Annotated in this window: 21 protein-coding genes; 8 read left to right on the top strand and 13 right to left on the bottom strand. The window is 69.6% G+C overall.

Features of this window, described 5'->3' with window-relative positions:
- The first annotated feature begins 125 nt into the window (after window positions 1-125).
- Together ACZ5AJ_RS11715 and ACZ5AJ_RS11710 are read left to right on the top strand one after the other, a co-directional pair.
- Complete coding sequence (locus ACZ5AJ_RS11715) at window positions 126-1,259, top strand: ATP-binding protein (RefSeq protein ID WP_464134772.1); 1,134 nt, start codon at window positions 126-128, stop codon at window positions 1,257-1,259.
- A gap of 194 nt (window positions 1,260-1,453) precedes the next feature.
- On the top strand, window positions 1,454-3,064 hold the full coding sequence (locus ACZ5AJ_RS11710) for an FGGY family carbohydrate kinase (RefSeq protein WP_464134769.1): 1,611 nt from the start codon (window positions 1,454-1,456) through the stop codon (window positions 3,062-3,064).
- A 36-nt stretch (window positions 3,065-3,100) separates the two neighbouring features.
- Here the strand turns inward: ACZ5AJ_RS11710 and ACZ5AJ_RS11705 are convergent, their stop codons facing one another.
- From ACZ5AJ_RS11705 to ACZ5AJ_RS11680, 6 genes are all read right to left on the bottom strand, one after another.
- The gene (locus ACZ5AJ_RS11705) at window positions 3,101-3,868 is read right to left on the bottom strand and encodes a hypothetical protein (RefSeq protein WP_464134766.1); all 768 of its coding nucleotides are present in this window, start codon (window positions 3,866-3,868) and stop codon (window positions 3,101-3,103) included.
- A 55-nt stretch (window positions 3,869-3,923) separates the two neighbouring features.
- The gene (locus tag ACZ5AJ_RS11700) at window positions 3,924-4,457 is read right to left on the bottom strand and encodes a nucleoside deaminase (protein ID WP_464134764.1); all 534 of its coding nucleotides are present in this window, start codon (window positions 4,455-4,457) and stop codon (window positions 3,924-3,926) included.
- Window positions 4,454-5,818, bottom strand: coding sequence for an amidohydrolase family protein (locus ACZ5AJ_RS11695; protein WP_464134761.1), 1,365 nt, complete (start codon window positions 5,816-5,818; stop codon window positions 4,454-4,456). Before ACZ5AJ_RS11695 ends, ACZ5AJ_RS11700 begins: the two co-directional genes overlap by 4 nt.
- 87 nt (window positions 5,819-5,905) lie before the next feature.
- Window positions 5,906-7,033: an ABC transporter substrate-binding protein gene (locus ACZ5AJ_RS11690; protein ID WP_464134758.1), complete on the bottom strand. Its 1,128-nt coding sequence runs from the start codon at window positions 7,031-7,033 to the stop codon at window positions 5,906-5,908.
- 207 nt (window positions 7,034-7,240) lie between these two features.
- The gene (locus ACZ5AJ_RS11685; RefSeq protein ID WP_464134754.1) at window positions 7,241-9,040 is read right to left on the bottom strand and encodes a DEAD/DEAH box helicase; all 1,800 of its coding nucleotides are present in this window, start codon (window positions 9,038-9,040) and stop codon (window positions 7,241-7,243) included.
- A 146-nt stretch (window positions 9,041-9,186) separates the two neighbouring features.
- Window positions 9,187-10,407: an ATP-binding protein gene (locus ACZ5AJ_RS11680; RefSeq protein WP_464134752.1), complete on the bottom strand. Its 1,221-nt coding sequence runs from the start codon at window positions 10,405-10,407 to the stop codon at window positions 9,187-9,189.
- A gap of 260 nt (window positions 10,408-10,667) precedes the next feature.
- Between ACZ5AJ_RS11680 and dld the strand changes: the two genes are divergently transcribed.
- The 5 genes from dld to ACZ5AJ_RS11655 all read left to right on the top strand — a co-directional run bounded on the left by dld (window position 10,668) and on the right by ACZ5AJ_RS11655 (window position 16,458).
- Window positions 10,668-12,377: a D-lactate dehydrogenase gene (gene dld, locus ACZ5AJ_RS11675; protein ID WP_464134748.1), complete on the top strand. Its 1,710-nt coding sequence runs from the start codon at window positions 10,668-10,670 to the stop codon at window positions 12,375-12,377.
- Window positions 12,378-12,471: 94 nt separating this feature from the next.
- Window positions 12,472-13,305, top strand: a complete 834-nt coding sequence (locus ACZ5AJ_RS11670) for an SDR family oxidoreductase (protein ID WP_464134744.1) — start codon at window positions 12,472-12,474, stop codon at window positions 13,303-13,305.
- A gap of 112 nt (window positions 13,306-13,417) precedes the next feature.
- Window positions 13,418-15,487: a DUF262 domain-containing protein gene (locus tag ACZ5AJ_RS11665; RefSeq protein WP_464134740.1), complete on the top strand. Its 2,070-nt coding sequence runs from the start codon at window positions 13,418-13,420 to the stop codon at window positions 15,485-15,487.
- An 80-nt stretch (window positions 15,488-15,567) separates the two neighbouring features.
- Entirely contained in the window at window positions 15,568-15,792 is a 225-nt protein-coding gene (locus ACZ5AJ_RS11660) for a hypothetical protein (protein WP_464134738.1), read from the top strand.
- A gap of 105 nt (window positions 15,793-15,897) precedes the next feature.
- Window positions 15,898-16,458, top strand: coding sequence for an SRPBCC family protein (locus tag ACZ5AJ_RS11655; RefSeq protein ID WP_464134734.1), 561 nt, complete (start codon window positions 15,898-15,900; stop codon window positions 16,456-16,458).
- Here ACZ5AJ_RS11655 and ACZ5AJ_RS11650 read toward each other — a convergent pair whose 3' ends face one another.
- The 7 genes from ACZ5AJ_RS11650 to ACZ5AJ_RS11620 all read right to left on the bottom strand — a co-directional run bounded on the left by ACZ5AJ_RS11650 (window position 16,459) and on the right by ACZ5AJ_RS11620 (window position 20,623).
- Window positions 16,459-16,866, bottom strand: a complete 408-nt coding sequence (locus ACZ5AJ_RS11650) for a hypothetical protein (protein WP_464134731.1) — start codon at window positions 16,864-16,866, stop codon at window positions 16,459-16,461.
- 45 nt (window positions 16,867-16,911) lie between these two features.
- Entirely contained in the window at window positions 16,912-17,070 is a 159-nt protein-coding gene (locus tag ACZ5AJ_RS11645; protein WP_464134728.1) for a hypothetical protein, read from the bottom strand.
- A 39-nt stretch (window positions 17,071-17,109) separates the two neighbouring features.
- On the bottom strand, window positions 17,110-17,457 hold the full coding sequence (locus tag ACZ5AJ_RS11640) for a hypothetical protein (protein WP_464134724.1): 348 nt from the start codon (window positions 17,455-17,457) through the stop codon (window positions 17,110-17,112).
- Between the two features lie 92 nt (window positions 17,458-17,549).
- Window positions 17,550-17,825, bottom strand: coding sequence for a hypothetical protein (locus ACZ5AJ_RS11635; protein ID WP_464134721.1), 276 nt, complete (start codon window positions 17,823-17,825; stop codon window positions 17,550-17,552).
- Window positions 17,826-18,068: 243 nt separating this feature from the next.
- Window positions 18,069-19,019: a GIY-YIG nuclease family protein gene (locus ACZ5AJ_RS11630; RefSeq protein WP_464134718.1), complete on the bottom strand. Its 951-nt coding sequence runs from the start codon at window positions 19,017-19,019 to the stop codon at window positions 18,069-18,071.
- 118 nt (window positions 19,020-19,137) lie between these two features.
- Window positions 19,138-19,566: a TY-Chap domain-containing protein gene (locus ACZ5AJ_RS11625; RefSeq protein ID WP_464134715.1), complete on the bottom strand. Its 429-nt coding sequence runs from the start codon at window positions 19,564-19,566 to the stop codon at window positions 19,138-19,140.
- A 394-nt stretch (window positions 19,567-19,960) separates the two neighbouring features.
- On the bottom strand, window positions 19,961-20,623 hold the full coding sequence (locus ACZ5AJ_RS11620) for a DUF6308 family protein (protein WP_464134711.1): 663 nt from the start codon (window positions 20,621-20,623) through the stop codon (window positions 19,961-19,963).
- 333 nt (window positions 20,624-20,956) lie between these two features.
- On the opposite strand from ACZ5AJ_RS11620, the gene ACZ5AJ_RS11615 reads away from it, so the two are divergent.
- Window positions 20,957-23,971: a DEAD/DEAH box helicase gene (locus ACZ5AJ_RS11615; RefSeq protein ID WP_464134707.1), complete on the top strand. Its 3,015-nt coding sequence runs from the start codon at window positions 20,957-20,959 to the stop codon at window positions 23,969-23,971.
- The last annotated feature ends 8 nt before the right edge of the window (window positions 23,972-23,979 follow it).

Here is a 23,979-nt window from a genome sequence, read left to right as displayed (position 1 = left end):
CCGCGGATCGCCGCTGTCCCTCCATACTGAGGTCGACGGGAACTGCCCGTCCCGGTCTGGAACCGGGACGGTGCACGCCCCTTGTGACCTGTTCTTATTTGCCCATTGTCCTTTATACTTTTTGGATGTCTCCGAACCTGTTCCGGCCGTCCTTCGGCACGTACCCGCACGTCCTCGTCGGCCGCGACGCACTGCTCGACGAGTTCGAAGACACCTTCGACGGGCTCCTGGACCCCACCGGGTTGACGGTGCTCCTCTCGGGCCAGCGAGGTATGGGCAAGACTGTCCTGCTGGACGCCTACGCGCGCGCTGCCCGAGCGGCAGGCTGGCTCGTCATCAGCGATGCCTCGAGTGATGGCCTCCTCGAGCGGCTCAGCCGCGACCACCTCCCGCGGCTCCTCCGGGTGCACTCCGAGCAGCCCCGTACGAAGCTCACCAGCGGCAGCATCTCCCTCGGTCCCGTCGGTGCCGGGGGCGGGTGGGATGAGCGCTACCCCGCCGAGTCCACCCTCCGCTCCCAGATCGCCGAACTCACCGACGCCCTGCGTCCCAGCGGTCGCGGCCTCGTCATCACTGTCGACGAGATCCAGTCCGCCGCCCTCGAGGAGCTGCGCAAGCTCGGCGAGATCCTCCAGTACGCCCGCCGCGAGGACCGCATGCTCGGCTTCGCCGGCGCCGGCCTCGCCACTCCGATCGAGGAACTGCTCGACCACCCCGGAGCAACCTTCCTCCGCCGCGCCGAGCACCACACCATCGGGCCCGTCTCCCGCAGTGACGTCCGCACCGCCCTCGCCCGGACCATCGCCGACGGCAACCGCGAGATCGACGTGCGTGCCCTCGACCGCGCCGCTGACGCCGCCGCTGGCTATCCCTTCATGATCCAGCTCGTCGGCTACTACACGCTCAAGAACGCCTCGCCGACCGGCGTCGTCGATGTCGTCGCTGTCGAAACAGGCGTCGCCGCCGCCCGCCGACGTCTCGGCCGACTCGTCCACGCCGCGGCCCTGCGCCCGCTGTCCGACGTCGATCGCACCTACCTGCTTGCCATGGCCCAGGACGAGGGCGTCTCCCGTACCGGTGAGATCGCCAGGCGCATGGGCGTCACCGCCCAGTACGCCGGCGAGTACCGCCGTCGCCTCATCCGCGACGGCATCATCGAGCCAGCTGGCCACGGGAAGGTTCGCTTCACCATCCCCTACACCGCTGACCACCTGCGCGAGCACGCCGCCCACGACGCTCTCGAGGGCCTCACCGACTGACGGCTCCTCACACCCGCCAGGGCAGTCGACCCACCCCGCCCCGAGCTGGGCCGCCCGGTGTCCGGAAAGCACCCGGCGGCCCAGTGCACGGTGCACGGCGCACTGTGGGCGGCAGACAGCAGACAGCAGACAGCAGACAGCAGGCAACCGGCAGCGGGCAGCGGCGCCGGTGCTGTCCTGCCTACCCTTGCTCCATGACCGTCCTGCTCTGCCTCGACCTCGGCACGTCCTGCGCGAAGGCCGCACTGATCGATCTCGAGGGACGGGCGATCGCCGTCTCGAGCGCCGACCTCCTCACGCGCACGACGTCCGACGGCGGCAGGGAGCAGGACCCCGTCGACTGGATCGTCGCGGCGCGCGCCGCGATCGCCGGGGCGCTCCCGCCGTCGGCCGACGTGGCGGCGCTGTGCCTGACCGGTCAGATGCAGGACCTCGTGCTCGAGGGCGAGCGAGGCGCCGTCCATACGGCGATCCTCTACTCCGATCTGCGGGCCGGACGGGAGGCCCGGGAGATCCGCGAGACGCTGGCCCGCGACGGCGAGGACTGGGAGGCGATCACGGGGAACCTGCAGGATGCGAGCAGCTGCGCGGCGATGTTCCGGCGCCTCGCCCGCGTCCGGCCCGAGGCGGTCGCCGATGCTCGCGGCATCGTCCTCGGGCCCGCCGGGCATCTCGCCCGGATTCTCGGCGCGGGAGCGCACTGCGATCCGACGACGGCCGCCGCGACCGGCCTGCTCGACGCCCGCACGCGGGACTGGTCGCCGTCGGTCGCCCGCGCCGCCGGGATCGATCCGGCGCTCCTGCCGCGCCTCACCCGCACGCTCGGCGAGATCGTCGGCCGCACCGGGGCGGACGCGCGAGCGCTGATCGGTCTTCCAGCGGGGGTGCCGATCGTCCTCGCGCCGGGTGATGCGGGGTCCGCCGCGCTCGGGGTGACCGGTCCCGCCCCCGGGCGCGACCATGCCTCCCTCGGCACGAGCGGCTGGATCGCGAGCATCCGCTCCGACGGCGGGGCGCGGGCCGACGGCGGGGCGCCGACCGACGGTGGAGCACCGACTGACGGTCGAGCGCGGGCCATGGATCTCGCCACGCACCGTCTCGCGCTCGCCGGCGACGCCGAGCTGCGGATCTCCGCGGTCCTCGCCGCCGGTGCGGCCGCCGCCTGGGCGCGCAGCGCCTATCTGGGCGGGGCCGACGCGGACAGCGCCGACCGTCTGCTCGCCGAGCGCGAGTGGGAGCACGGCCGCGGGCCGACGGGCCTGCTCACCCTCCCGTCGCTCGGCGGCGAGAGGTTCCCCGTCCGCGACGATGCGCTGCGGGGTGCCGTGCTCGGCCTGAGCACCTCGACCCGTCCGATCGACCTGTATGCGGGGATGCTCGAGGGGGTCGCCCTCGCCCTGGCGCATGCTCTGCCCGGGCAGTCCGATCTCGGCGATGGCGATGGCGATGGCGCCGGCGGTGGCGTCTGCGCCGTCGGCGACATCGGCGACGAGGTGCTGCCCGTGGTCGGTGGGGGAGCGGCCTCCGCCCCCTGGCGGAGGATCCTCGCCGATGTCACCGGCCGCCGTGTGCTCGCGGTCGGCTCGGGCTCATCCCTGCCCGACGCGCCTCTGCCCGACGCAACCCTGCTCGGTGCGGCCCTCGCGGGCGCGGAGGCGCTCGGCCTCGAGCACCGGATCGCGCCGCTTGCCGAGCGCGGGGGAGAGGTCACCGCTCCGGACCCCGAGGCCGTGGAGGCCTACGGCAGGCTGCGACCCGCGCATCGGGCGCTGTACGAGGCGGCCGCGGGGCTGTCGGGGCGCTGAGCGGCCCGACTCGAGTCCCAGACGAATGCCTCTGCGTCAGGCTTCATAGATGACGACCATCGTCTTGGCTGCGGATTCAGCGAAATGGGGGTTCTCGAGGCTGGATGGAGAGACGAGGTCGACGGGGCGTATCGGCGCCCCGCTGCGCACAGCTGCGAGCTCCGATCCCAGGAGAGCGCCGTCGGAGAGGGACGCCTCGAGGCGATCCGACGGGTCCTTCCAGAGGTCGCTGGTGAACCGCTCCTCGGGCCACGCGGCCCGCTGCATCGCGGCATAGGCCGTGACCCACCCGTCCTCCAGGGTCCCGGGACGCAGCACCCGGTTCTTCCCGTCGAGGATCGGTGGAGTGCGCTCGCACAGCGCTCGCACGACGCGGTTGACGGTCCCGATCGATGCCCCGGAATCCGCAGCCAGGTCACGCCGCAGGAGTCGCCGTCCGCGCTCGTTGCCGATGAGCAGGCCCCGGGACCTCAATGACGCTTTGCCGGCGGTGTCGACGAATCCGCTCCACCCCAGGCGTTGCAGGCCGTCAATGCGACCGGGTGAGACATAGCGGGTCAGCAGGATCGTCTGCGGGGTGCGTGGGATGAACGCGAGGTCGGTCGAGCTGACGCTCGCGCTGAGGACCGCAGGAAGCTCGGCGGTCTGGTCACCGATGTCGAGCTGGAGCCGGCCTGTCGCGACGGCCCCAGCATTGGGCGCACCGGCCTTCCAGCTCGTTCGGATGCCCAGCTCATCCAGACGCTCGAGCGTCTCCGCCAGGACTGCGGCGTCCGCGCCCGACGGATGCTCAATGGAACCCATGTCTTCACGAGACGGGAACATGGGTGAGAAATGAACATCGGGCGGTACCCGGGACCTAGTCGCTCGTCCAGAACCCCTCGTGGGTCGCGGCGGCCTCGTCCTCCAGGTGAGGGCCGCTGACCTCGATGGTGCGCTGGCCGCGGCGGAAGACGTCGCGGCAGGGGAGGGAGAACGTCGGGTTCTCCGGATGGTCGCCGGTGAGCGTCAGCAGGCGCGTCTCGGACAGGGCGTAGACGACGCGGCCGATGCCCGTCCAGTAGATCGCTCCCGAGCACATGGCGCAGGGCTCGGCGCTCGTGAAGAGGGTCGCGCGGGCGAGCTCCTCGGGCGGGACGGCGCGGGCGGCGGCCGCGGCGGCGACCAGCTCGGCATGCTGGGTCGGATCGCCGTCGGGTGGGAGGGAGTTGTTCAGGCCCTCGGAGATCACCTCGCCGTCGGCGGAGACGACCAGCGCGGCGAAGGGATGCCGGCCGCGGGCCACGCTCTCCCCGGCCAGGGCGATGGCGCGTCGGAGGTGGGCCTCGTCCTGCGCGGAGAGCGGATCCTGCCCGGGAAGGGGCGACGCAGCGGCCCTGTGGGTGGGGGTCATGAGAAGAGTCCTTCCGGGTCGCCGGCCTCGGCCAGCCAGGCGGATCTGCGGGCGAACAGGTCCGGCACCACGGCGGCGGCGCGCTCGACGATCTCCGCCAGATCGGCGTTGACGAGCTGGCCGTCGCGCACGACGACGGACCCGGCCACCACGGTCATGGCGACGTCGGAGCCGCGGACCGCGTGGACGAGGTTGTGATGGATGTTCGCATAGGGTCCGTCGGCGATGAGCGGGGTGGTGCGCGGGGTGCCGGTCCGCACGGCGATGAAGTCCGCCTGCTTGCCGGCCTCGAGGGATCCGATGCGATCGCCGATGCCCAGAGCGCGGGCGCCGCCCAGTGTCGCCATCTCGAGCACCTGCCAGGAGTCCATCGCCGCGGCATCCATGGCGCGCAGCTTGCCGAGCAGCGACGCCACCTTCATCTCCTCGAACATGTCGAGGTTGTTGTTCTCCTTCTCCCCGTCGGTGCCGAGGGCGACGTCGACACCGGCGGCGAGCATCTCGGCGACCGGTGCCATCCCGCTGGCCAGCTTCATGTTCGAGACGGGATTGTGGGAGACGCCGACGCCGCGATCGGCGATCAGATCGATCTCCTGCTGGTCGAGCCAGACCGCGTGGGCGATCATCGTGCGGGGCACGTCGAAGAAGCCCAGACGCTCCAGGGCGACCATGGGGCGCGCCCCGAACTCGGCGTCGAACTGCTTCAGCTCGATCTCCGACTCGGAGCAGTGCAGATACATGCCCGTCCCGTACTCGCGCGAGAGATCCAGGGCGCGCCGACAGCCGGCGTCGTCGGCGTAGAAGAGATGCTCGAGACCGACCCACGGCATGATCCGACCGTCGGCCGCGCCGCTCCACGTCTGCAGCATGCGCTCGTTGTCGTCGAGGGAGTCGAAGTAGTCGTAGTCGGGATGGGAGCCGACGTAGTTGACGCTCACCAGGCGGTTGCCGAGGGCGCTGGCGGCGCGGGCGGCGCCGTCCATGTGCCGCCACATGTCCACGACGGTGGCGGTGCCCGCCAGCAGGCCCTCCGCGTAGCAGAGCCAGGCGGCGGCCTCGGCGTCATCGGGCGTGAGCACCCGATGCATCGGGTCGATGTGCAGGCGCAGCCACTCCCAGACGGGAAGGTGCTCCGCCGTCCCGCGCAGCACCCCCGAATGGTGGTGCCCGTTCACCAGCCCGGGCAGGAGGATGTGACCGGTGAGGTCGACGACCTCGGCCTGCGGGTACTGGGCCCTGACGAGCGAGGCGCTGTCGACCATCACGATCTCGCTGCCGTCCACGGCGATCGCTCCGGCGCTCAGGACCTCGCGGGTCGCATCCATGGTCACGACGACATCGCCGATGTAGAGCGTGGTCATCTCTCTCCTGTCTTCGGGGTGGCCGGTGTCTTCGGGGGTGGGCGGCCGTCGGGGCCGACGGCGGGTGCAGGGCCGACGGGGCGCGGCTCAGAGCAGCTCGGGGTGCTCCGCATAGACCTCCTCGAGCAGGGACGCGTCGAAGCAGTCCTCGACGGTGAGGTCGAAGCCGGCGTCCGCGAGCGCCTCCACGTTCTGCTGCATGAGCGTCTCGGACATCGTCAGCAGCCCGTCGGCATCGGTCTCCTCGGTGCTGACCAGGCTGATCTGCTCCTCGGCCTGGCGGTTCTCCTTCTCGGGGTCCAGGCCCAGATCCGCACCGAAGTCCTCGACCGCCAGCCGGGCGGCCTCCTCGGGCTCCGCGATCGCATCGCTCCAGCCGCGGATCAGGGCGTGCAGGAAGTCCTTGAGCGTCTCCCGCTGCGTCTCGATGCTCTCCTGGGACACCACCAGGCTGCCCGCCATGAAGGGCAGGCCGTTGTCCGCGAGCGGCAGGTTCACGACGTCCTCACCGGCCAGCTCCAGGGTCAGCGCCTCGTTGGTGACATAGCCGAAGAAGCCGTCGACCTCCCCGTTGGACAGAGGCTGCGGATCGTACTGGACGGGGACGACCTCGATCTGCGAGAGCTCGATGCCGTTGGCCGTCAGGAACCCCTCGACCAGGGTCTCGTTCACCCCCGACTGCACGCCGATGCGTCGGCCGATGACGTCCTGCGGCGTGGTGATCGGCGAGGCGTCCCCGAGCGAGATGATGCTGAACGGGTTCTTCTGGAAGGTGGTGCCGATGATCTTCAGCGGCGCCTCCTCGTCCTGGATCAGCGGGGCGACGGCGAGCGGCGTCGAGGTGCCGATCAGTGCGGATCCGGAGAGCACCATCGACTCGGTCGAGGTGCCGCTGGGACCGCCCGCGATGAGGTTCACCCCAGAGAACCCGGCCTCCTCGAAGTAGCCGCGGTCGACAGCGAAGTACTCGCCCGCGAACTCGGTGTTCTTGATCCATGAGAAGTTCACGTCCACCGTGCCGTGGTCGGCGCCGCTCTCGTCCCCGGACCCGGCACCGGCGCTCCCGCCGCAGGCGGCGAGGGACAGGGTGCTCGCCGCGGCGAGGGAGCCGACGACGAAGGCCCTCCTCGAGGATCTCCCGGCGGACAGCGTCCGGGAGGACGGGGAGGTGCGGGAGGTCGGGAAGGTGCGGGAGGTGCGGGAGGGGAGATCCATGCGGTCGCCTTCTTCTGCTCGGTCGTCGGCCCGATGCGCCGCGAAGCGCGGGGTGTCCGACGACCGTAGGCAACGTGTGTTTCAGCCGATGCCGCACGATGTTTCGCCCCGGTTACCCCCGCAGGAGAAAGGTGCGAAACCTGCGTTGCGGGGGTGAGGCGCTGTGCGCGTCGTCCGGTACCTGCTTGCACCTCGCGGCGGCCGCGATCAGCGGTCGCCGTCGGTGAGGGCGGCGGCGGGCAGCCAGTCGGCGCCGAGCAGACGGGCGACGTCCTCGAGGCTCTCGGTGTCCCCGCCGACGGTGTCCGAGGCCGCCGCGATCCGTTCCACCATCGCCTTGCTGACCTGCTCCTCGACGGTGCCCTGGGCGAAGGCGATGTGCCAGGGGGAGACCTGGTGGTCACGGTGGGTGCGGCCGGTGACCTGCCGCCCGGCGATGCCCGAGAAGCGGGCCTGGTGGAACACGCCGACGCGCGGCTCGGTGCTCGCCCGTCGGCCGCCGGGCAGGATCTCCCCGGCGTGCAGGCTGATCGAGGCGACCGTGGTGAACACGCAGACCGGTGCCTCGCCCGTCTGGAAGCGCAGGCGCTCGGCCTCGACGTCGAACCGGTCCTGCCCGAAGATCGTGGCGACCTCGAGGCCGGTGTCGCGCAGCCTCTCGGTGATCGGCTCCGCCGCGGTGCCCACGAACTCGACCGAGCAGGCGACCTGCCGTCCGGCCTCGACCTGCTGCGCGATCCAGGCGACCGTGGAGTCCACCCGGATCAGCCCGGCCTTCTGCCGGAACCGCAGCAGCGCCGCCCGCCCCTTGGCGGTGCTGCGTCCCCGCCGGGCCACATCCATCTCGCGGCAGAACTCGCCCCATTCCGCTTCGTACGCCTCGCGCTCGCCGGGGGTGAGGGCCACCGGCATGCCGGAGATCGGCACCGGTCCCCAGGGCGCGGCCCGGTGCAGCATCGCGGTGGGCTCGGCGTCCTCGAGCCAGCCGCGCACCCGGCCCAGGTCCTCCGCCCGACGGGTCGCGTCCGAGGTCCAGGCGGGGCCGTAGCGTCCCCGCTCGACGGCGATCCCGTGGCGTCCGAGGGCGGAGGCGAAGCCCGCGCCGGGGTCCTTCGCCGAGGTCCACTGCGTCATCGGTTCGCCGTGCACCTGCGCGTAGGCGGGGGCGAGGTAGGGGAGCTCGAGCGGGGTGTGGCCGGGCGTCGCGGTGGTCGCGATGACGAACGGTGCCTTCTCATGGGGCTTCCTGTGGCCGGAGATGCGTGCCCACAGCTTCCATCGCTTGGTGGTGGTGCGGCGCAGGGCGTGGGCCTCGTCGGCGATGATCACGTCCCAGTCGTGGTCGGCGACCTTCTCCAGCCGGTCCCAGGTGATCACCACCCATTCCAGGCCGCTGTCGCCGAGCGCCGTGATCGTGCGGCACCAGTGCCCGATGGTGATCGCGGCGGGCCGGTCGGCGACCACCAGCACCCGTCGGGCGCCGCGCAGGTCGCCGACGGCGCTCGCGCCCAGCACCGCGGAGATCGTCTTGCCGACCCCCGGCTCGTCGGCCAGCAGGAACAGGCGGCCGCCGGCCGCTGCGCGGGCGGCGATCACATCGGCCGCCTCGTACTGGTTCTGGCGCGGCTCGAAGCCCTCGGTCGGCTCGGGGACGGGCGCGGGGGAGTCGGGGTTCAGCGTGTTCTCGAGGAAGCGGCCCAGGGTGTGCGGGCCGGGCGCAAAGGGCTGCAGATGCGCGGGCAGGGAGCGGCCGACGTGCAGGTGCATCCTCACCGCCGGATGCCAGGCGGCGTCCTCGACCTGCGTCCCGTAGGGGACGTCCAGCACCCACAGGCGCTCACCCGGGCCGACGAAGGGCAGCGGCCGCTGCGAGCCGCTCGACCTGCCGGAGCCTCTCGACCTGTTCGACCCGCTCGAGCCGCAGGAGCTGCTCGACCTGCCGGAGCTGCTCGAGCCGCGGCGGCGGGAGGTCGTGCGGCGGGTGCTGGAGCGGCGGGATGGGGACACGCTGCGACGATATCGGAGCGGGCCGGGCACCGCCGGTGATCGGGTCTGCTTCGGGGCGGAGGGGTGAGGCGGGATCTGCGCTGAGCCGCGGGGAGATGTCGGTGCACTGCACGGAGGTGTCGATCTGCGGCGAGGCCCGCGGCCGGTCACGAGGTGCGACGGCGCCGCTTGCGCAGTTCTGGAACGGTGAGCTGTGGCACTGCTCGCCGCATGAACTGGTCGAAGTGAGGAACGGTGAATGCGGCATAGCCGTGGGATGGCGTGTAGAGAAGGCCCATGTCGATGAGCTCGGCACGGGTGGGGCCCAGCTGAGTGGACTCCCGATGGAGCAGAGCCGCGACGTCGGAGGCCTTCTGCGGTTCGGGTCCGAGCTCTGCCATTGCACGGAGATACGCCGTCTGGAGCTCGGTGGCGCGATCCAGGCGAACCCGGAAGAACGAGGAGTCGAGCTTGGCGAGGTAGTGGTCGATCGCGTCAGTGACGTCTTCTGTCGTGATCGGGGTCCTCTCAGCGACGTTCCACGCTGCCCAGCCCAGCTCCTGGATGAAGTACGGGTAGCCGCCGGTCACCTCGAACGCGCTCTCGATCGCCGTGTCCTCGTAATCGGCGTTCTCCTGTCTTGCGGGCGCCTGCAGAGCGCGCCGGGCATCGTCCGGGGAGAGGTTCCCGATGATCGGAAAGGTGAAGAGCCGTTCGGCGTACGACTTCGCGTCGCCGGCGAGCTCCGCGACCTGGGGCAGACCTGCACCGACGAGGACGATTGGCAGTGCGCGCTGCACTGTCTTGTGGAGAGCCAGGATCAGTGACTCGAGCTGTTCCTGCGACAAGAACTGGACCTCGTCCAGGAGGATGACGACTCCGCGTTCCTTCTCCTTGGCGGCTTCTCCCAGGGTGACGAGCACATCCGTCAGATCCATGGACAGATCGCCGTGGTCCGCGAGCCCCTCGATCGTCTCGACGTTCAGGCCGGCCTGGATCTGACCGGCCTGGTCGATGGAGAACGTGAAGGAGGAGATCGCCGCGGCAGCGCGGCGGAAGCGATCAGTCCATCGTGCGCGAGGAGCCAGATCGAACAGGGCAGTCCTGAGATGCATTGCCAGCAGCCTGCGGAACCCCTGGTCGTCGTGCTTGGAGACCTCGTGCTCGACCACGCTCCATCCATGCTCGAGCGCGGTCTCGCGGAACTCGCCGAGCAGCACCGTCTTCCCGACGCCTCGCAATCCGGTGATGATCATCGAGCGGGCGGCTCGACCCCGTGCCACGCGCTGGAGCAGCTCGGAGAAGCTCGAGAGCTGGTCATCTCGTCCTGCGAGCACGTCCGGCCGTGCGCCCGCGTTGGGCGTGTAAGGGTTCGTGACGGGATCCACGGCGTCGTCCTTTGGAGCTTTAGGGAACTTTATGCGATGCAGATAAACCTACCAAAAGCTCGAAAGGCAGCCCTCGACGTTGTGGACGATCGAGTGGGGGGATGCGCGCCCGCCCGCCCCTTCCTGTCCTTCCCCGCCCACCCCGCCTGCCGCGCCTCGGAATGGCTACTCTGGCCGGACCCCGCGAGGGATCGGGTCCCAGGACGGGCCTGGGGCGCGCTGGAGCGCCCGACGCACCCGAGGAGAAGGAGCGAGCGGACATGCGCACATCTCGGAGCAGCGGAGCGGCGGAGGCCGTCGAGGCCTTCACCCGGATCATGGGGCGCAAGCATGTGCTCACCTCGGCGCGGGCCACGGCCCCGTACACCACGGGCGATCGCTTCGGGGCGGGGGAGGTGCTGGCCGTGCTGCGCCCGGGCTCCCTCGTGGACATGTGGCGGGCCCTGCAGGTGTGCGTCGACCACGACCTGATCGTCATCCCGCAGGCCGCGAACACGGGCCTGACCGGCGGGTCCGGTCCCGGCGACCAGGACTGCGACCGCGACATCGTCATCATGTCCACCCTGCGGGTCGACGGGATCCACCTGATCAACGACGCGCGCGAGGCGGTGTGCCTGGCCGGCGCGACGCTCTTCTCGCTCGAGGAGACCCTCGCCGCGCACGGCCGCGAGCCCCATTCGGTGATCGGCTCGAGCTCGATCGGTGCGACCGTCGTCGGCGGCATCGCGAACAACTCCGGAGGCTCCCAGATCCGGAAGGGCCCCGCCTATACCGAGCAGGCGATCTTCGCCAGGGTCGACGAGCAGGGGCGGATCCAGCTGGTGAACCATCTGGGCATCGAGCTCGGCTCCGACCCCGCGCATGTGCTGGACCGTCTGGAGCGGGGGGACTGGGATGCGGCCGACGTGACCCCGCCGCCGCCCGACTCCACCGGCACCGCCTACGCCGAGCACGTGCGCGAGATCGTCGGCACCCCGGCCCGTTTCAACGCCGACCCGACCTTCCTCCATGAGGCGTCCGGCAGCGCCGGCAAGATCCTGGTGTTCGCGGTGCGCACCCGCACCTTCCCGCTCGAGGAGGACAGGGCGACCTTCTATATCGGCACCGATCGGCCCGCCGGCCTCGAGGCGCTGCGCCGCACCTTCCTCGCCGCCGACGGCCCCCTGCCGATCTCCGGGGAGTACATGAGCTCGCACGCCTTCGACCTGGCGTGCGAGTACGGCAAGGACACCTACGTCTCCCTGAAGCACGCCGGCTCCCGGACCCTGGTGCGCATGTTCGCCCTCAAGGGCTGGGCGAACGCCGTGCTCGCGAAGGTGCCGGGGCTGGGGCCCTCAGCCGCCGACGCGATCTCCCAAACCCTGTTCTCCCTGGTCCCTGAGCGGATCCCTCCGCGTCTGACGGACTTCCGCGACCGCTTCGAGCATCACCTGCTGCTGGTGGTCAGCGGCAGCGAGCGCGAGGCGACCGCGCAGATGCTCACTGCGTTCTTCGCCGCGTCCGATCATGAGGGCGAGTTCTTCGAATGCGAGGCCGACGAGGCGAAGAGCGCCACCCTGATCCGCTTCGGCGTGGCGAGCGCCGCGAGCCGCTTCTTCGTCATGCACCGTGCGGAGGCCTCCGCGATGGTCACCTTCGACGTCGCCCTGCGCCGTGACGACGAGGACTGGCTGGAGCGGCTGCCCCCGCGGATCGCCGACCAGCTGCTCGAGAGCGTCTACTTCGGGCACTTCTTCTGCCATGTCCTGCACCAGGACCACGTGGCGAAGAAGGGAGTGGATCCCGTGGCGCTCAAGAAGGAGATAACGGCGCTGCTCGAGGACCGCGGAGCCGCCGTCCCCGCCGAGCACAACTACGGGCGCATCTACCCGGCACCCGCGTCGATGGTCGAGCACTTCCAGGAGCTGGATCCGCTGAACATGTTCAACGCGGGGGTGGGGGAGACGTCGGCGCGGAAGCGGTGGGCCTGAGGGCTTCCCAGCGAGCGGGTGCGCGGCATGCTGAGGGTGGAAGCGTCGCGGCTCCCCGTGCGCTGCGGACTCGGAACCAGGCGGGAAGGACACCATGAGAACGAAGGACGTGCGCGGACTCGCGGTGCGCGGCGCCCGCATCCTGATCACGGGGGCCGGCAGCGGCATCGGCCGGTCCATGGCGCTGGGCGCCGCCAGGCGCGGAGCCCGCGAGATCATCCTCTGGGACCTCTCCGCAGAACGGGCCGAGGCCGTGAAGGCGGAGATCGAGGCGCTCGGCGGGAGCGCCTCCGCCGCCGTCGTCGATGTCTCCGACCGCGCCGCCGTGGCCGACGCGGCGGAGGCGACCGGAGCGATCGACGTGCTCATCAACAATGCCGGAGTGGTCACCGGCGCCGACCTGCTCGACGCCACGGACGAGGCGATCATCCGGACCTTCGAGGTCAACACTCTGGCCCTGTACTGGACCACCAGAGCCTTCCTGCCCGCCATGCAGAGCCGGGACCGCGGCGTCATCGTGACCATCTCCTCCGCTGCAGGCATCGCCGGCGTCGCCAAGCAGACGGACTACTCGGCCAGCAAGTTCGCCGCCTTCGGGTTCACCGAGTCCCTGCGCAACGAGCTCCGTGTCCGAGGGAGCGGGGTCTCGACGCTCCTGGTCGCGCCGTACTACATCGATACGGGCATGTTCGACGGGGTCACCACGAGATTCCCCCGTCTGCTGCCGATCCTCGAGGAGGCCGACGTGGCCCGCCGCATCCTCGACGCCGTCGAGTCCGGGGCGCAGCAGCTCATCCTGCCGCGCCTGGCCCGCTTCATGCCGACCGCCCGCATCCTTCCCGTGCGAGCCTTCGACCGGGTCATGGACTTCTTCGGCATCAACCGCACCATGGACGGCTTCGTCGGACGGCGCGGGCCGACGCCCTGACGCGGCGGGGATAGGGGCGGGCCGACGCCCCGACGTGGCGGGGCCGACGCGGATCGGGGCGGACCAGGGCGGACTGTGCCCGTCTGTCCGATCCGGCTGCGAAGATCAAGGGATGAAGGCGTACGACGCGAACCTCCTGACGCTGCTGAAGTCCGTCACCCAGTTCATGGTCCCGATCTATCAGCGGGTCTACTCCTGGACGGACACCGAGTGCGAACGGCTCTGGGCGGACATCCTCCACGCCGGCAGCACCGAGAGGCTCGACAGCCACTTCACCGGATCGATCGTCTACGTCGAGCGCGAGGAGGGGACTCGCTCCTCGGCGGAACCGGATCTCATCATCGACGGCCAGCAGCGCGTGACCACGGTGATGCTGCTTCTCGCGGCACTGGCGGAGCATCTCGAAACGCTCCCGGAGGACAGGCAGGAGCCGGTCGAGGGCTTCTCCCCGAAGAAGATCCGCCGTCGCTATCTCACGAATGACGACGAGGACGGCGACCGGTTCTTCAAGCTGATCCTCTCGAAGGCGGACAAGCCGGCGATGCAGGCACTCATCGCGCGAACCCCGGTCCCGGATGGCACTCATTCGCGTGTCATCGAGAACGCTGCCCTCTTCCGCCGGAAGCTCGCCGATCCGCAGGTCGATCTCGTGGATCTCTGCAACGGCCTGCGCAAGCTCGTCGTCGTCGACGTCAGCCTGGACCGTCGAAAGGACGATCCGCAGCTGGTCTTCGAGACCATGAACTCCACGGGCAAGCGGCTCTCGCAAGCGGACCTCATCCGGAACTTCGTGCTCATGGATCGGGTCCCGACGGAGCAGGAGGCGCTGTACACGGGGTACTGGCAGCCGATGGAGCAGCGCTTCGCCCGTGCCGAGGAGGGGCGGTTCGACGAGTTCGTCCGCCACTACCTCACCTATCGCACCCGGGACGTGACGCTGCGGAAGGGCGACATCTACGAGGCGTTCAAGGACTTCGCCCTCGCACGGGAGCGCGAGGGACATCCGCGACGGGATCTCGTCGAGGACCTCCACCGGTGCTCCGGGCACTACGCGGCGTTCGCGCTCGGCGCGGAGAGCAGCCCGCGTCTCGCGCGGGCCTTCCGGGACCTCGAGCAGCTGCGTGCCAGCGTCGTCCATCCGTTCCTGCTCCAGGTGTATGCCGACTACGCCGAGGGGACGCTGTCCGAGGAGGAGGTCCTCGCTGTGGTCGCGATGATCACGTCGTTCCTCGTGCGCCGGGCGGTGTGCCAGGTGCCGTCCAACACCCATCGCACCACGTTCGCTCAGATCGGTGCTGCGATCGACCGGTCCGACTACGTCACGAGCCTCGCCGCCCGCTTCCTCACGCTCTCCTCGTCCCAGCGCTTCCCGCGTGATGACGAGTTCGCGGCGGCGCTGCGCACTGCGGACCTCTACAACTTCCCGCGCACCGCGTATCTGCTGCGCAATCTCGAGAACGCGGGCCGCAAAGAGCCGATCTCCGTCGCGGACTTCACGATCGAGCACATCATGCCGCAGAACGAGAACCTCTCCGCGGCCTGGCGGGAGGCGCTCGGGGAGGACTGGAGGAGGATCCACGAGCAGCATCTGCACACGCTCGGGAACCTGACGCTCACCGGCTACAACTCGGAGTACCAGGACCGGCCCTTCCCGCAGAAGCGGGACATGGTCGGCGGCTTCCGGGAGAGCCCGCTGCGGCTCAATGCCGGTCTCGGCCAGATCGAGGAATGGACCGAGGAGGAGATCGTCCGTCGCGGCGAGCGGCTGGCCGAGCAGGCGATCGCTCTCTGGCCGGTCCCGCAGGCGCCGGACGCGGTGATCGACGCCGTGCGCCGACGTCTGCGGGACAGCCGTCGCGGTTTCGACTGGCGGACGACGCATCGCATCCTCGAGGCGCTGCCGACGGGCCGGTGGACCACCTACGCGGCTCTCGCGGAGGCGGTCGGCACGGCGCCCCAGCCTCTGGCGAATCACGTCTCCGTCTGCAGCGAGTGCGTGGGCGCCTATCGGGTGCTGACCTCCGAGGGACGTGTGGCGGAGGCCTTCCGATGGTCCGACCCCACGGACACCCGTGATCCCCGCAGCGTGCTCGAGGAGGAGGGGATCCTGTTCACGGGCGCGATCGCCGACCCGGAGCAGAAGGTCGGGGCGGAGGAGCTCCTCGCCCTGGCCGAGGACTGAGGATTGAGGGCGGACCCTTACGGCATCCCCGCCGAACCTCGACGAACCTAGCCGAACCCCGACACGAGGACGCACTGATCATGAGCGACATGCTCCGCCTGCAGGCCCGCCTCTCCGCCGGGCCCCACGAGGTCTTCCACGCCCTGACCGACGGGGCGGCGATGAGGACGTGGCTGGCCGAGCATGCCGGCGTGTCCCTGCCCGCGCTGCGGTTCGGGTTCTGGGGTCGCTCCATCCCTCAGGGCGACCGGGCGAATCAGGTGCTCCTGTCTGCTGATGCGGATCGGTCGCTGCGGTTCGCATAGACGCTCGACGGCGCATCCACCACCGTCGCCATCGACCTGCAGGCGGGCGATGGCGGGACGATCCTGCGTCTGCAGCAGGACGGTCTGCCCACGTTCGAGGAGCTGATGGCTCCCCGCGGGAGGCGGGACGGCCTGCACTCGATGCACACGTTCTGGGGCCTTGCCCTGGCGAATCTCGCCGAGCACGTCGAGGGTCGGCCGCTGACTCCCCGGGCGGACTTCCGGCCCGAGCGGGCGTCGGAGATCCGGGTGCGGATGGAGATCGACGCCTCCCCGCGCGAGGTGTTCGCCTCGCTGACCGACCCCCGCAAGGTCGAGCGCTGGTTCGGCTGGGAGGTCGAGGTCGACGCGCGTCCGGGCGGGATCGTCGCCCTCGGGGTCGAGGCCAGGGTCGTCGAGATCGAACCCGACAGGACCCTCGCGTACTCCGACGCGGAGGGGTCGACCGCTCGCTGGGAGCTCGGCGGGGCCGACGGTCGGACCGTCCTCACGTTCGTCCAGACCGGTTACACGGATGACGAGCCAGACAGCGTCGCCCAGCACGAAGCGGGATGGCTCGGCAGCCTTGCGGAGCTCAAGCGCATGCACGAGCTCGGCGACAGCTGGACACCTCTGATCACGGAGCTCCCGGCGGCCGCCGACGACCCGGAGAGCGGTACGGCCTGATCAGCACGCCCGCTCGGCGTGAGGCACGTCGGACTGTTCGAGCTCCCGCTCCAGGGTCTCGGAGGTGAGGATCTCGAGTCCGACGACCTCGCTTCCCGGGAAGTGCTTCTCGAGGGCGTCGCGGCCGACGGCGAGTGCACTCTCCAGAGCGCCGTCCAGAGAGGGAGCGTCCAGCGCGATCATCACCGTGCCGGAGCTGCCGTCGGGCGCGATCGAACCGACGGGTGCATGGGCGGCGAGGTCGTCCAGGACGTCCGCGAGAGTCTCCTCTGCGGCTGCGGCTGCGGCTGCGGCTGCGGCTGCGGCTGCGGCTGCGCCTTCGGCGACTGCGCCGGACGAGGAGTTCGCTGAGGCGGGATGGTCGGTTCTGGTTGCCCAGGCGAGTCGGGTGTGCCAGGTGGTGGTCATGGGGCTCCTTGTCCAATCTCGGGGTCCGAGCAGTGCTCGTGCCGGTCAGCCGCCGAAGGTGAGGTCCGTGCCGATGAGCACCATGGAGAGCTTCTCCTCCGGATACTCCTCCCGGACGTACGGCACGGCATCCAGATGCGGCTGCTTCCACCGAGAGCGATGAGGCCTGCCTCCAGCGATGCCGCACAGCGTGGCACGGGACACCGACAGTCGATGGGGGAGCGGGCATCGAAGGGGCGGGCGTCAGCGTGCGGTGCGGCGCACGGCGACGTGCACTGAGGGTGCCGCCTCCTGGCCGACCACGACGACGAATGCCACGGCACCGCGGGTGCCGCTCGCGATGCGGTCGCCCTCCTTCTGCACTCCCTCGCCGAGTTGGGCGGCCGCGATCTCCAGGTCATCGCGGTAGGCGCGGGACTGGATGCCGCTGGAGAAGTTCGCGCTGATCCAGGTGTCGATCTGCTGTGCGGTGCCGGTGAAGGCGACGATCTTGTTCCATGCTTCGTTGTCCGACGGCGGACCGTCGGAGACCTGGGTCTCGACGTCCGGGCTCGCGAACCCTGCCTCGGCGAGGATCTGGTCGGCGTCCATCGTGCTACCTTCTCGGGCGCGGGGGCCGCAGGCCGACGTGAGCAGGCCAGTGACGGAGACGGTGGCGGCGAAGCTCAGGAAGTGTCGGCGGTTCACGGGACGATGTCTTCGGTGTGCTGGGGAGCGGACTCGCCCGCGAAGTCGTCCTCCTTCGCGATGCCGACCCGGTGCAGGGCGGTGAGGTTCTTGTCGCTCACGGTGAACGGCCCGATCCGGGTCGCCTTGCCTTCATCCCGGTTGGATCGGTCCCGGGGCCTGACCTGGTTCTCGACCTCGTAGCGATGCTCCGGGAGGTCGGCATGCGGCGTGTAGGCGGTGCGGAACGAGTCCGCGTTCGAGCTCTGCCAGTTCTCCTCCACGGATGCCATCCCGTCGAGAGCATCAAGAAGCTCGGTGATCCTTCCAGCGGCTCTCGCAGCTGACGAGCTGAGATCGCGCAGGTGTTCAGTCTGCGCTCCCCGGAAGGCGGGCATAGCATCCCTCGTTCTTCGATCGGCGTGTGCTGCCAGAGAGCGTAGAGCACCGCAGGATGGCACCTCCATGGGGAGCTCTCCGCATCGTTGGGTCGCGAGCAGGTCGACCCCACGCAGAGATGACCTCCGCCACCAGCCTCAGGCGGTGGCGTCATCGCTCCTGTGGAGGAGCACCTCGTCCAGAAGGGCGTCGGAGTGGAACTTCGCGAAGTTCGATGGGCCGCGCCGCATGAGGCCGAGCGCCATCGTCCGGGCGGCTTCGAGGACACTGGGCCGTTCCAGCGCTTCACCCATCACCCCTGCGGGAAGGACCAGCTGCTCGCATTCGCGGTAACTGCGATAGAGCGACTGCTGATAGATGTTGAGCCCGCGGCGATCCCGACGATTCATGATCCCCGAGGCCACGTTGAGAATCACGTCGGAGGCGTGCTCTGCGGGGTAGTGCAGCATGTACAGCAGCTCCACGTTGTGGGCGTTCACGGTGAAGAGCCGATGCCGGTCCCTGGTGCGGGAGGTCGAGGGCAGTGCGGAGACTCCCCAGTACAGTCCGCCGGTGACCGACGGCCAGGGGATGACAGCGTGCACGTACGCGGTGAGGTCCTCGAGCGCTACGTCGTAGGCAGGATGCGCGATGAGCTTTTCGAACTTCTTCCGGGTGCGGCGGCGCCGGTCGGCGGCACGGGTGCGTTCGTCGAGCGGATAGGCCGGCTGGACGCCGTCGAGCCATTCCGCCTGCTGCTGACGATCCACGACGAGGTCGATCTCGGCGTCGCCGCTCGGCATCCTGGTGAATGCCTTGTTGCGAACCGGGAAGCTGCGTTCGGTCTGCGTGATGAGGGTGCGCTCGAGCTGGTTCAGCTCGTCGGCAGCGCATTCGAAGAACGCGACCGCGACGATGTCCTGCCAGGTGCGCCGATGCGAGGCGAGGCGACTGGCGAGGTCGACGGTCTGGCCGACGTAGCGTTCTCCGCCTGCGAACTCGAGGGTGTAGATCCCGCAGAGCTTGCGGTCCAGACCGAAGTACACGCTGGGCGCGACGTCGTTGGTGACCTCCCAGCGGTACTGCCGGCGAGGTGAGGCGTGGGTCATTCCGCAAGGTTATCCAGCTCGTCCCGGTTCTCCCGCATCTCAGCGACTTCCCGCACCGTGACGGTTCTCCCGCATCACGAGCCTGATCGTCACCTCCTCGATGAGAGCTCGCAGCGGCTCACGCTGGGCTCTCGCGGCGCAGGCCCAGCTCGGGCAGCTCCAGTGGATGATTGCCGGAGTCCCGCCAGGCGGTGTGGACGAGGACGTCCGGGGAGCTGATGCCGTAGGCGTTCTGCAGTGCTCTGCTGCAGCGCTGGGCGAGGTCCTCGAACTCCTCGGAGTGCTCGGAATCGGGGAAGATGATGGCGAACAGCCAGTTCGCCTTCTCGTGCACCGGCAGCTCCCAGTCGTCGAGGTACAGGGGGCCGGTGTCCATCGTGGGTGCGTAGACCTCGGCAGCGGGCTCCGCGATGAGCTGGTTGACGTCGCGGAAGAACTGGACGTAGCCGGCCGTGCCGTCGTCCGCCGAGATGATGAGGTACTCCATGGCGCGGAGGTTCTGCAGGGTGGTGGCGAGACGCTGGGTGAACTCGGTCCAGGTGGTCATCGTCGATCTCTCAGGTCGGGATCCCTGGCCGCACAACCGTAGCAAGCGGGCGTCACCGAGCATCGATCACAGAAGACGGCGCTGAGAAGGGGACGCCGAGAGGAGCCGGAGCATCGGGGGACGCGCTCGGAGGCGCTGCGATCAGCGAGCTCTCGGACGTCGTCATGGAGGAGCTCGAAGAGCGTCCGTGGTGAGCTCTTCGAGCTCAGGCGGCTGTGGCTGTGCCAAGTCCATCCAACTGGTGTCGCCGCGTGTGCGGGAGAAGACCACCATCTCGAGGTCGACCCGGGAGACATCTGTTCCATCATCGGAGAGCTGACCTCCATCGGAGAGCTGACATCGTCACGTATCGAGCGCGACGATGTCCTCGTTGAGGATGCCGAGCCGACAGCTCTCACAGCGTGAGCTGCTTGCCCCACATCCAGAGCACGATGTCCAGCGTCCGCAGAGTGGAGAGCTCGGGACGGTCGAGGTGCTCGCTCACTTCACGCGCATAGTCGTCGAGGGTGCCGTCCTCCGTCAGCGACGACCACCAGCGATGCCAGGATCCTCGGAGGGCGGAGCGGGTCTCTCCGATGACTCGATCGACCACGGAGTCGGTGATGGGGACCAGCAGCGGCCGCTTCCTCGCCATGATCTTGCTGGCGATCGTCGGTCCGATGCCCCATGGATGGTCTCGGCCGTTCTGGCGCAGGAGGTTCCATAGCCGCAACCCCGGTGAGTCCTCGCCGAGATAGCGGTTGAAGTCCTCGATGGTGAGTGCGCTCAGAGCGGTGGCATCGGGGATCTGCTGGAGCAGTGCCGAGATCTCCTCGGCGTGCACGTCGAGGATGCCTATCGCGGCACGTGCGGGGATCTTGACGGAGAGGTTCTGCACCGCGATCAGGTCGGCGGCCGTGATCCGATGCGGGTCGTTCTGCTCGGCGCCGAGCGTCTCGAAGTGGGCACCTGTGAATCGGAAGGTGCCGGGGAACTCCTTGGACTCGGCGAAGTATTTCTCGGCGAGCTGCTTCGCTTCCGTCAGGTCGATGCGGGCGATGGCTTCTCGGACGCTCATGGTCCCTCCTGGGGTGTATCGCGCTGGTTCGGGTCTTCGATCGACGGCCTGTGCGCATGATGCCTGATGAGCGGCGCCCGAGCAGGGACTTTCTCGGAGCGGGCGGCGTCATCGAAGTGGTTGCCCCTGTCTTTCCTCGCCGCATTCCCAGCATTTCCCACCGCCATCCTCCGCCCTTCAACTCGATCCCTCCCCACCACCCTCGTTCGAATGTCACCCCCGACCTGCACACTCGTCGTCAGTGCCTTAAAGTCAGCAGGAGACGGGCGGATGTGCCCGCGGACCCGTGCACGGGAGGTCCACGTGTCGGGTGGTCCACGGACGAGGAGTGCAGTGAGCGCGCAGCAGGTCGACGAGGCGGTCGGGAGGTCGGCGACGGCGGAGACGCAGGGTGTGATCTCCCCGGGCTCGCTGGTCAGGGTCCGGGACGAGACCTGGCTGGTCACATCGGTGGAGGACACCCCGGACGGTCCCCTCTACTCCGTCCGCGGGGTGAGCGACTTCGTGAAGGACACGACGGCGTCGTTCTTCTCGAGCATCGACCGGATCAGCGTGCTCGCCCCGGAGGACTCGACCGTCGTCGCCGACACCTCCCCGCGCTATCGCCGCAGCCGTCTGTGGATCGAGTCGACGCTGCGGAAGACGCCGGTCCCCGTGGACCATGCGGGGCTGACGGTCGCGGATCGGATGCTGGCCGATGATCTGCCGTATCAGCGGGAGGCGGTGGAGCTGGCGCTGGATCCGGATCGGGTGCGTCCGCGGGTGCTGATCGCCGATGCGGTGGGTCTGGGCAAGACGCTGGAGATTGGGATGATCCTGTCGGAGCTGATCCGGCGGGGTCGGGGTCGACGGATCCTCATCGTGTGCCCTCGGCATGTGCTCGAGCAGATGCAGCATGAGCTGTGGACGCGATTCGCGATCCCGTTCGTGCGTCTGGATTCCGAGGGCGTGCAGCAGGTGAAGCAGCAGCTGCCGGCGTCGAGGAATCCGTTCACGTTCTTCGAGAAGGTGATCATCTCGATGGACACTCTGAAGCAGGATCGATTCATCCACGATCTGCGTCATCACCGGTGGGATGCGGTGGTGATCGACGAGTCCCACAATGTCACGAACCAGTCGACGCAGAACAACCAGCTGGCGCATGTGCTGGCGCCGAACACGGATGCGCTGATCCTGGCGTCGGCGACTCCTCATAACGGGAGCGACGATTCGTTCGCGCAGCTGATCAGCCTGCTCGAGCCGACGGCGGTGACGCCGCAGCGGGGGATCGCCGAGGGGGCGACGCAGCGGCTGATGATCCGTCGGCACCGCTATTCGGACTCGGTGAAGGATGTGGTGGGGGAGAACTGGGCGGAGCGTCGGCCGCCGGAGATGCTGCCGGTGGAGCCGTCGGCCCAGGAGCTGGCGGTCGCGCGGGAGATCGCGGCGACGTGGACGCATCCGGCGGAGGGGCATGGCCCGATGAGCGGGCGGGGATCCCAGCTGTTCCCGTGGACGCTCGCGAAGTCGTTCCTGTCCTCACCGGTGGCGCTGCGGGAGACTCTGCGCCATCGCACCCGCGAGCTGCTCGCACGGGCGGCCGCCGCCGACGACACCATGGCCCCCGCCGCTACCAAAGCCCCTGCCAGCGCCGACGCCGCCACCCCGACCCCCACTGCGCCGCCCCTGTCCCTCGCGGACATCCCGCCGTCGAGCGGGTTCGCCGCCGAAGCGGCCGCCCTCGAGCGGCTGACCGTCCTGAACGAGGCCTGCATCCCTGATGATGAGAGCCCTCGGTCGGGCAAGTATCGGCGTCTGGTGGAGCTGCTGCGCGAGAAGGGCGTGGGGCGGAGGTCGCCGGAGCGGGTGGTGGTCTTCGCCGAGCGCGTGGCGACCCTGTCGTGGCTGCGCGAGCACCTGATCGAGGATCTCGGTCTGGCCGACGATCAGGTGGGCGTCCTCCACGGCGGCCTCACGGACGTGGAGCAGCAGCAGGTGGTGGAGTCGTTCAAGCAGAGCTCTTCGCCGATCCGGGTGCTGGTGACCGGGGACATCGCCTCTGAGGGTGTGAACCTGCATGCCCAGTGCCATGAGCTGATCCATTTCGATGTGCCGTGGTCGCTGATCCGCATCGAGCAGCGCAACGGCCGCATCGACCGCTACGGGCAGCGCACGCCTCCGCAGATCACGGCGCTCCTGCTCGATCTCTCCGAGGTCGAGGGCTTCGACGGGGACATCTATGTGCTGCGGCGTCTGCTGGAGCGTGAGCGGGAGGCGCATGAGCAGCTCGGCGATGCCGCTTCGCTGATGCAGAAGTACGACGCGGTCTCGGAGGAGCGTGCTCTGATCGATGTGCTTCGCAGTGCGAAGGACGTCGACGAGGTCCTCCCGCAGGTCGAGGAGGTCCATCCCCTGAGCCCCTTCCTGATGGGGATCCTCCAGAGCGCGGCGCAGCCGCCGCGCCGGGACGGGCATCGTGCCGCGACGGAGGTCTCCTTCTCGACGGGCCTGTTCTCCTCCGATGCGGACTTCTTCCTCGCGGGTCTGACGGAGCTGCACACGGAGCCGGGCCGCCCGGTGGCCAGCGGGGGCGTCGATCTGGTGCTGGACTCCTCGAGCGGGCTGATCCAGTTCACGCCGGGCGAGGATCTGGGGCGTCGGCTGGATCATCTGCCGCAGACGTATCTGAAGGACCGTCGGGTGAAGGAGACCCTGCGTCTGACCTCGCGCCGCGATGTCGCCTCCCGGCGTCTGCGGGCGGCGCTCGACGACGACTCGGGCACGAACTGGCCTGACGTCCACTTCCTCGGCCCTCTGCATCCGGTGCTGGACTGGATGAGCGACCGGGTGCTCGCGGGGGTCCCCAGCGGCGAGGTCTTCGCGATCCATGGGAGGGTCGACCGTCCCTGGGTGCTCTTCCAGGGCACGCTGACCACCGCCCGCGGTCAGATCGTCTCCTCGACGGTGTTCGGGATCGCAGCCGACGACGACGGCACCCTGCGCCCCGTGAGCCACACCGCCCCGTCGGCCCTGTTCCAGGAGATCGGGCTGGGACCGGAGGCGATCGGCACCGCTGTCGAGGAGCCCGAGCAGCATCAGCAGCTGCTGCGGGACGCCGTCCCCGTCGCCCGCGAGGTGATGGATGAGCGGATCGCCCCGGGGATCCGGGCCGCGGCGCGGGAGCGTGTGGACCGCTGGCAGGAGGAGCAGGCCCGCTGGGAGGCCGACGCCCGGGAGTCCCGCCAGTCGGCTCTGCTGTCCATGAGTCGTTCCGCGCTCGCGGTGGAGAGGAAGCTGGTGGGGGAGATGCTCCCGGATCGCAGCTTCGTGCGTCCCCTGCTCGTCGTCGTCCCCCGTCCGGAAGCCTGAGGAGAGCG

This window comes from Brachybacterium zhongshanense (genome assembly GCF_055385755.1).
The sequence above is the reverse complement of the archived record's forward strand: the minus strand, read 5'-3'. Positions and strand labels throughout refer to the sequence as shown.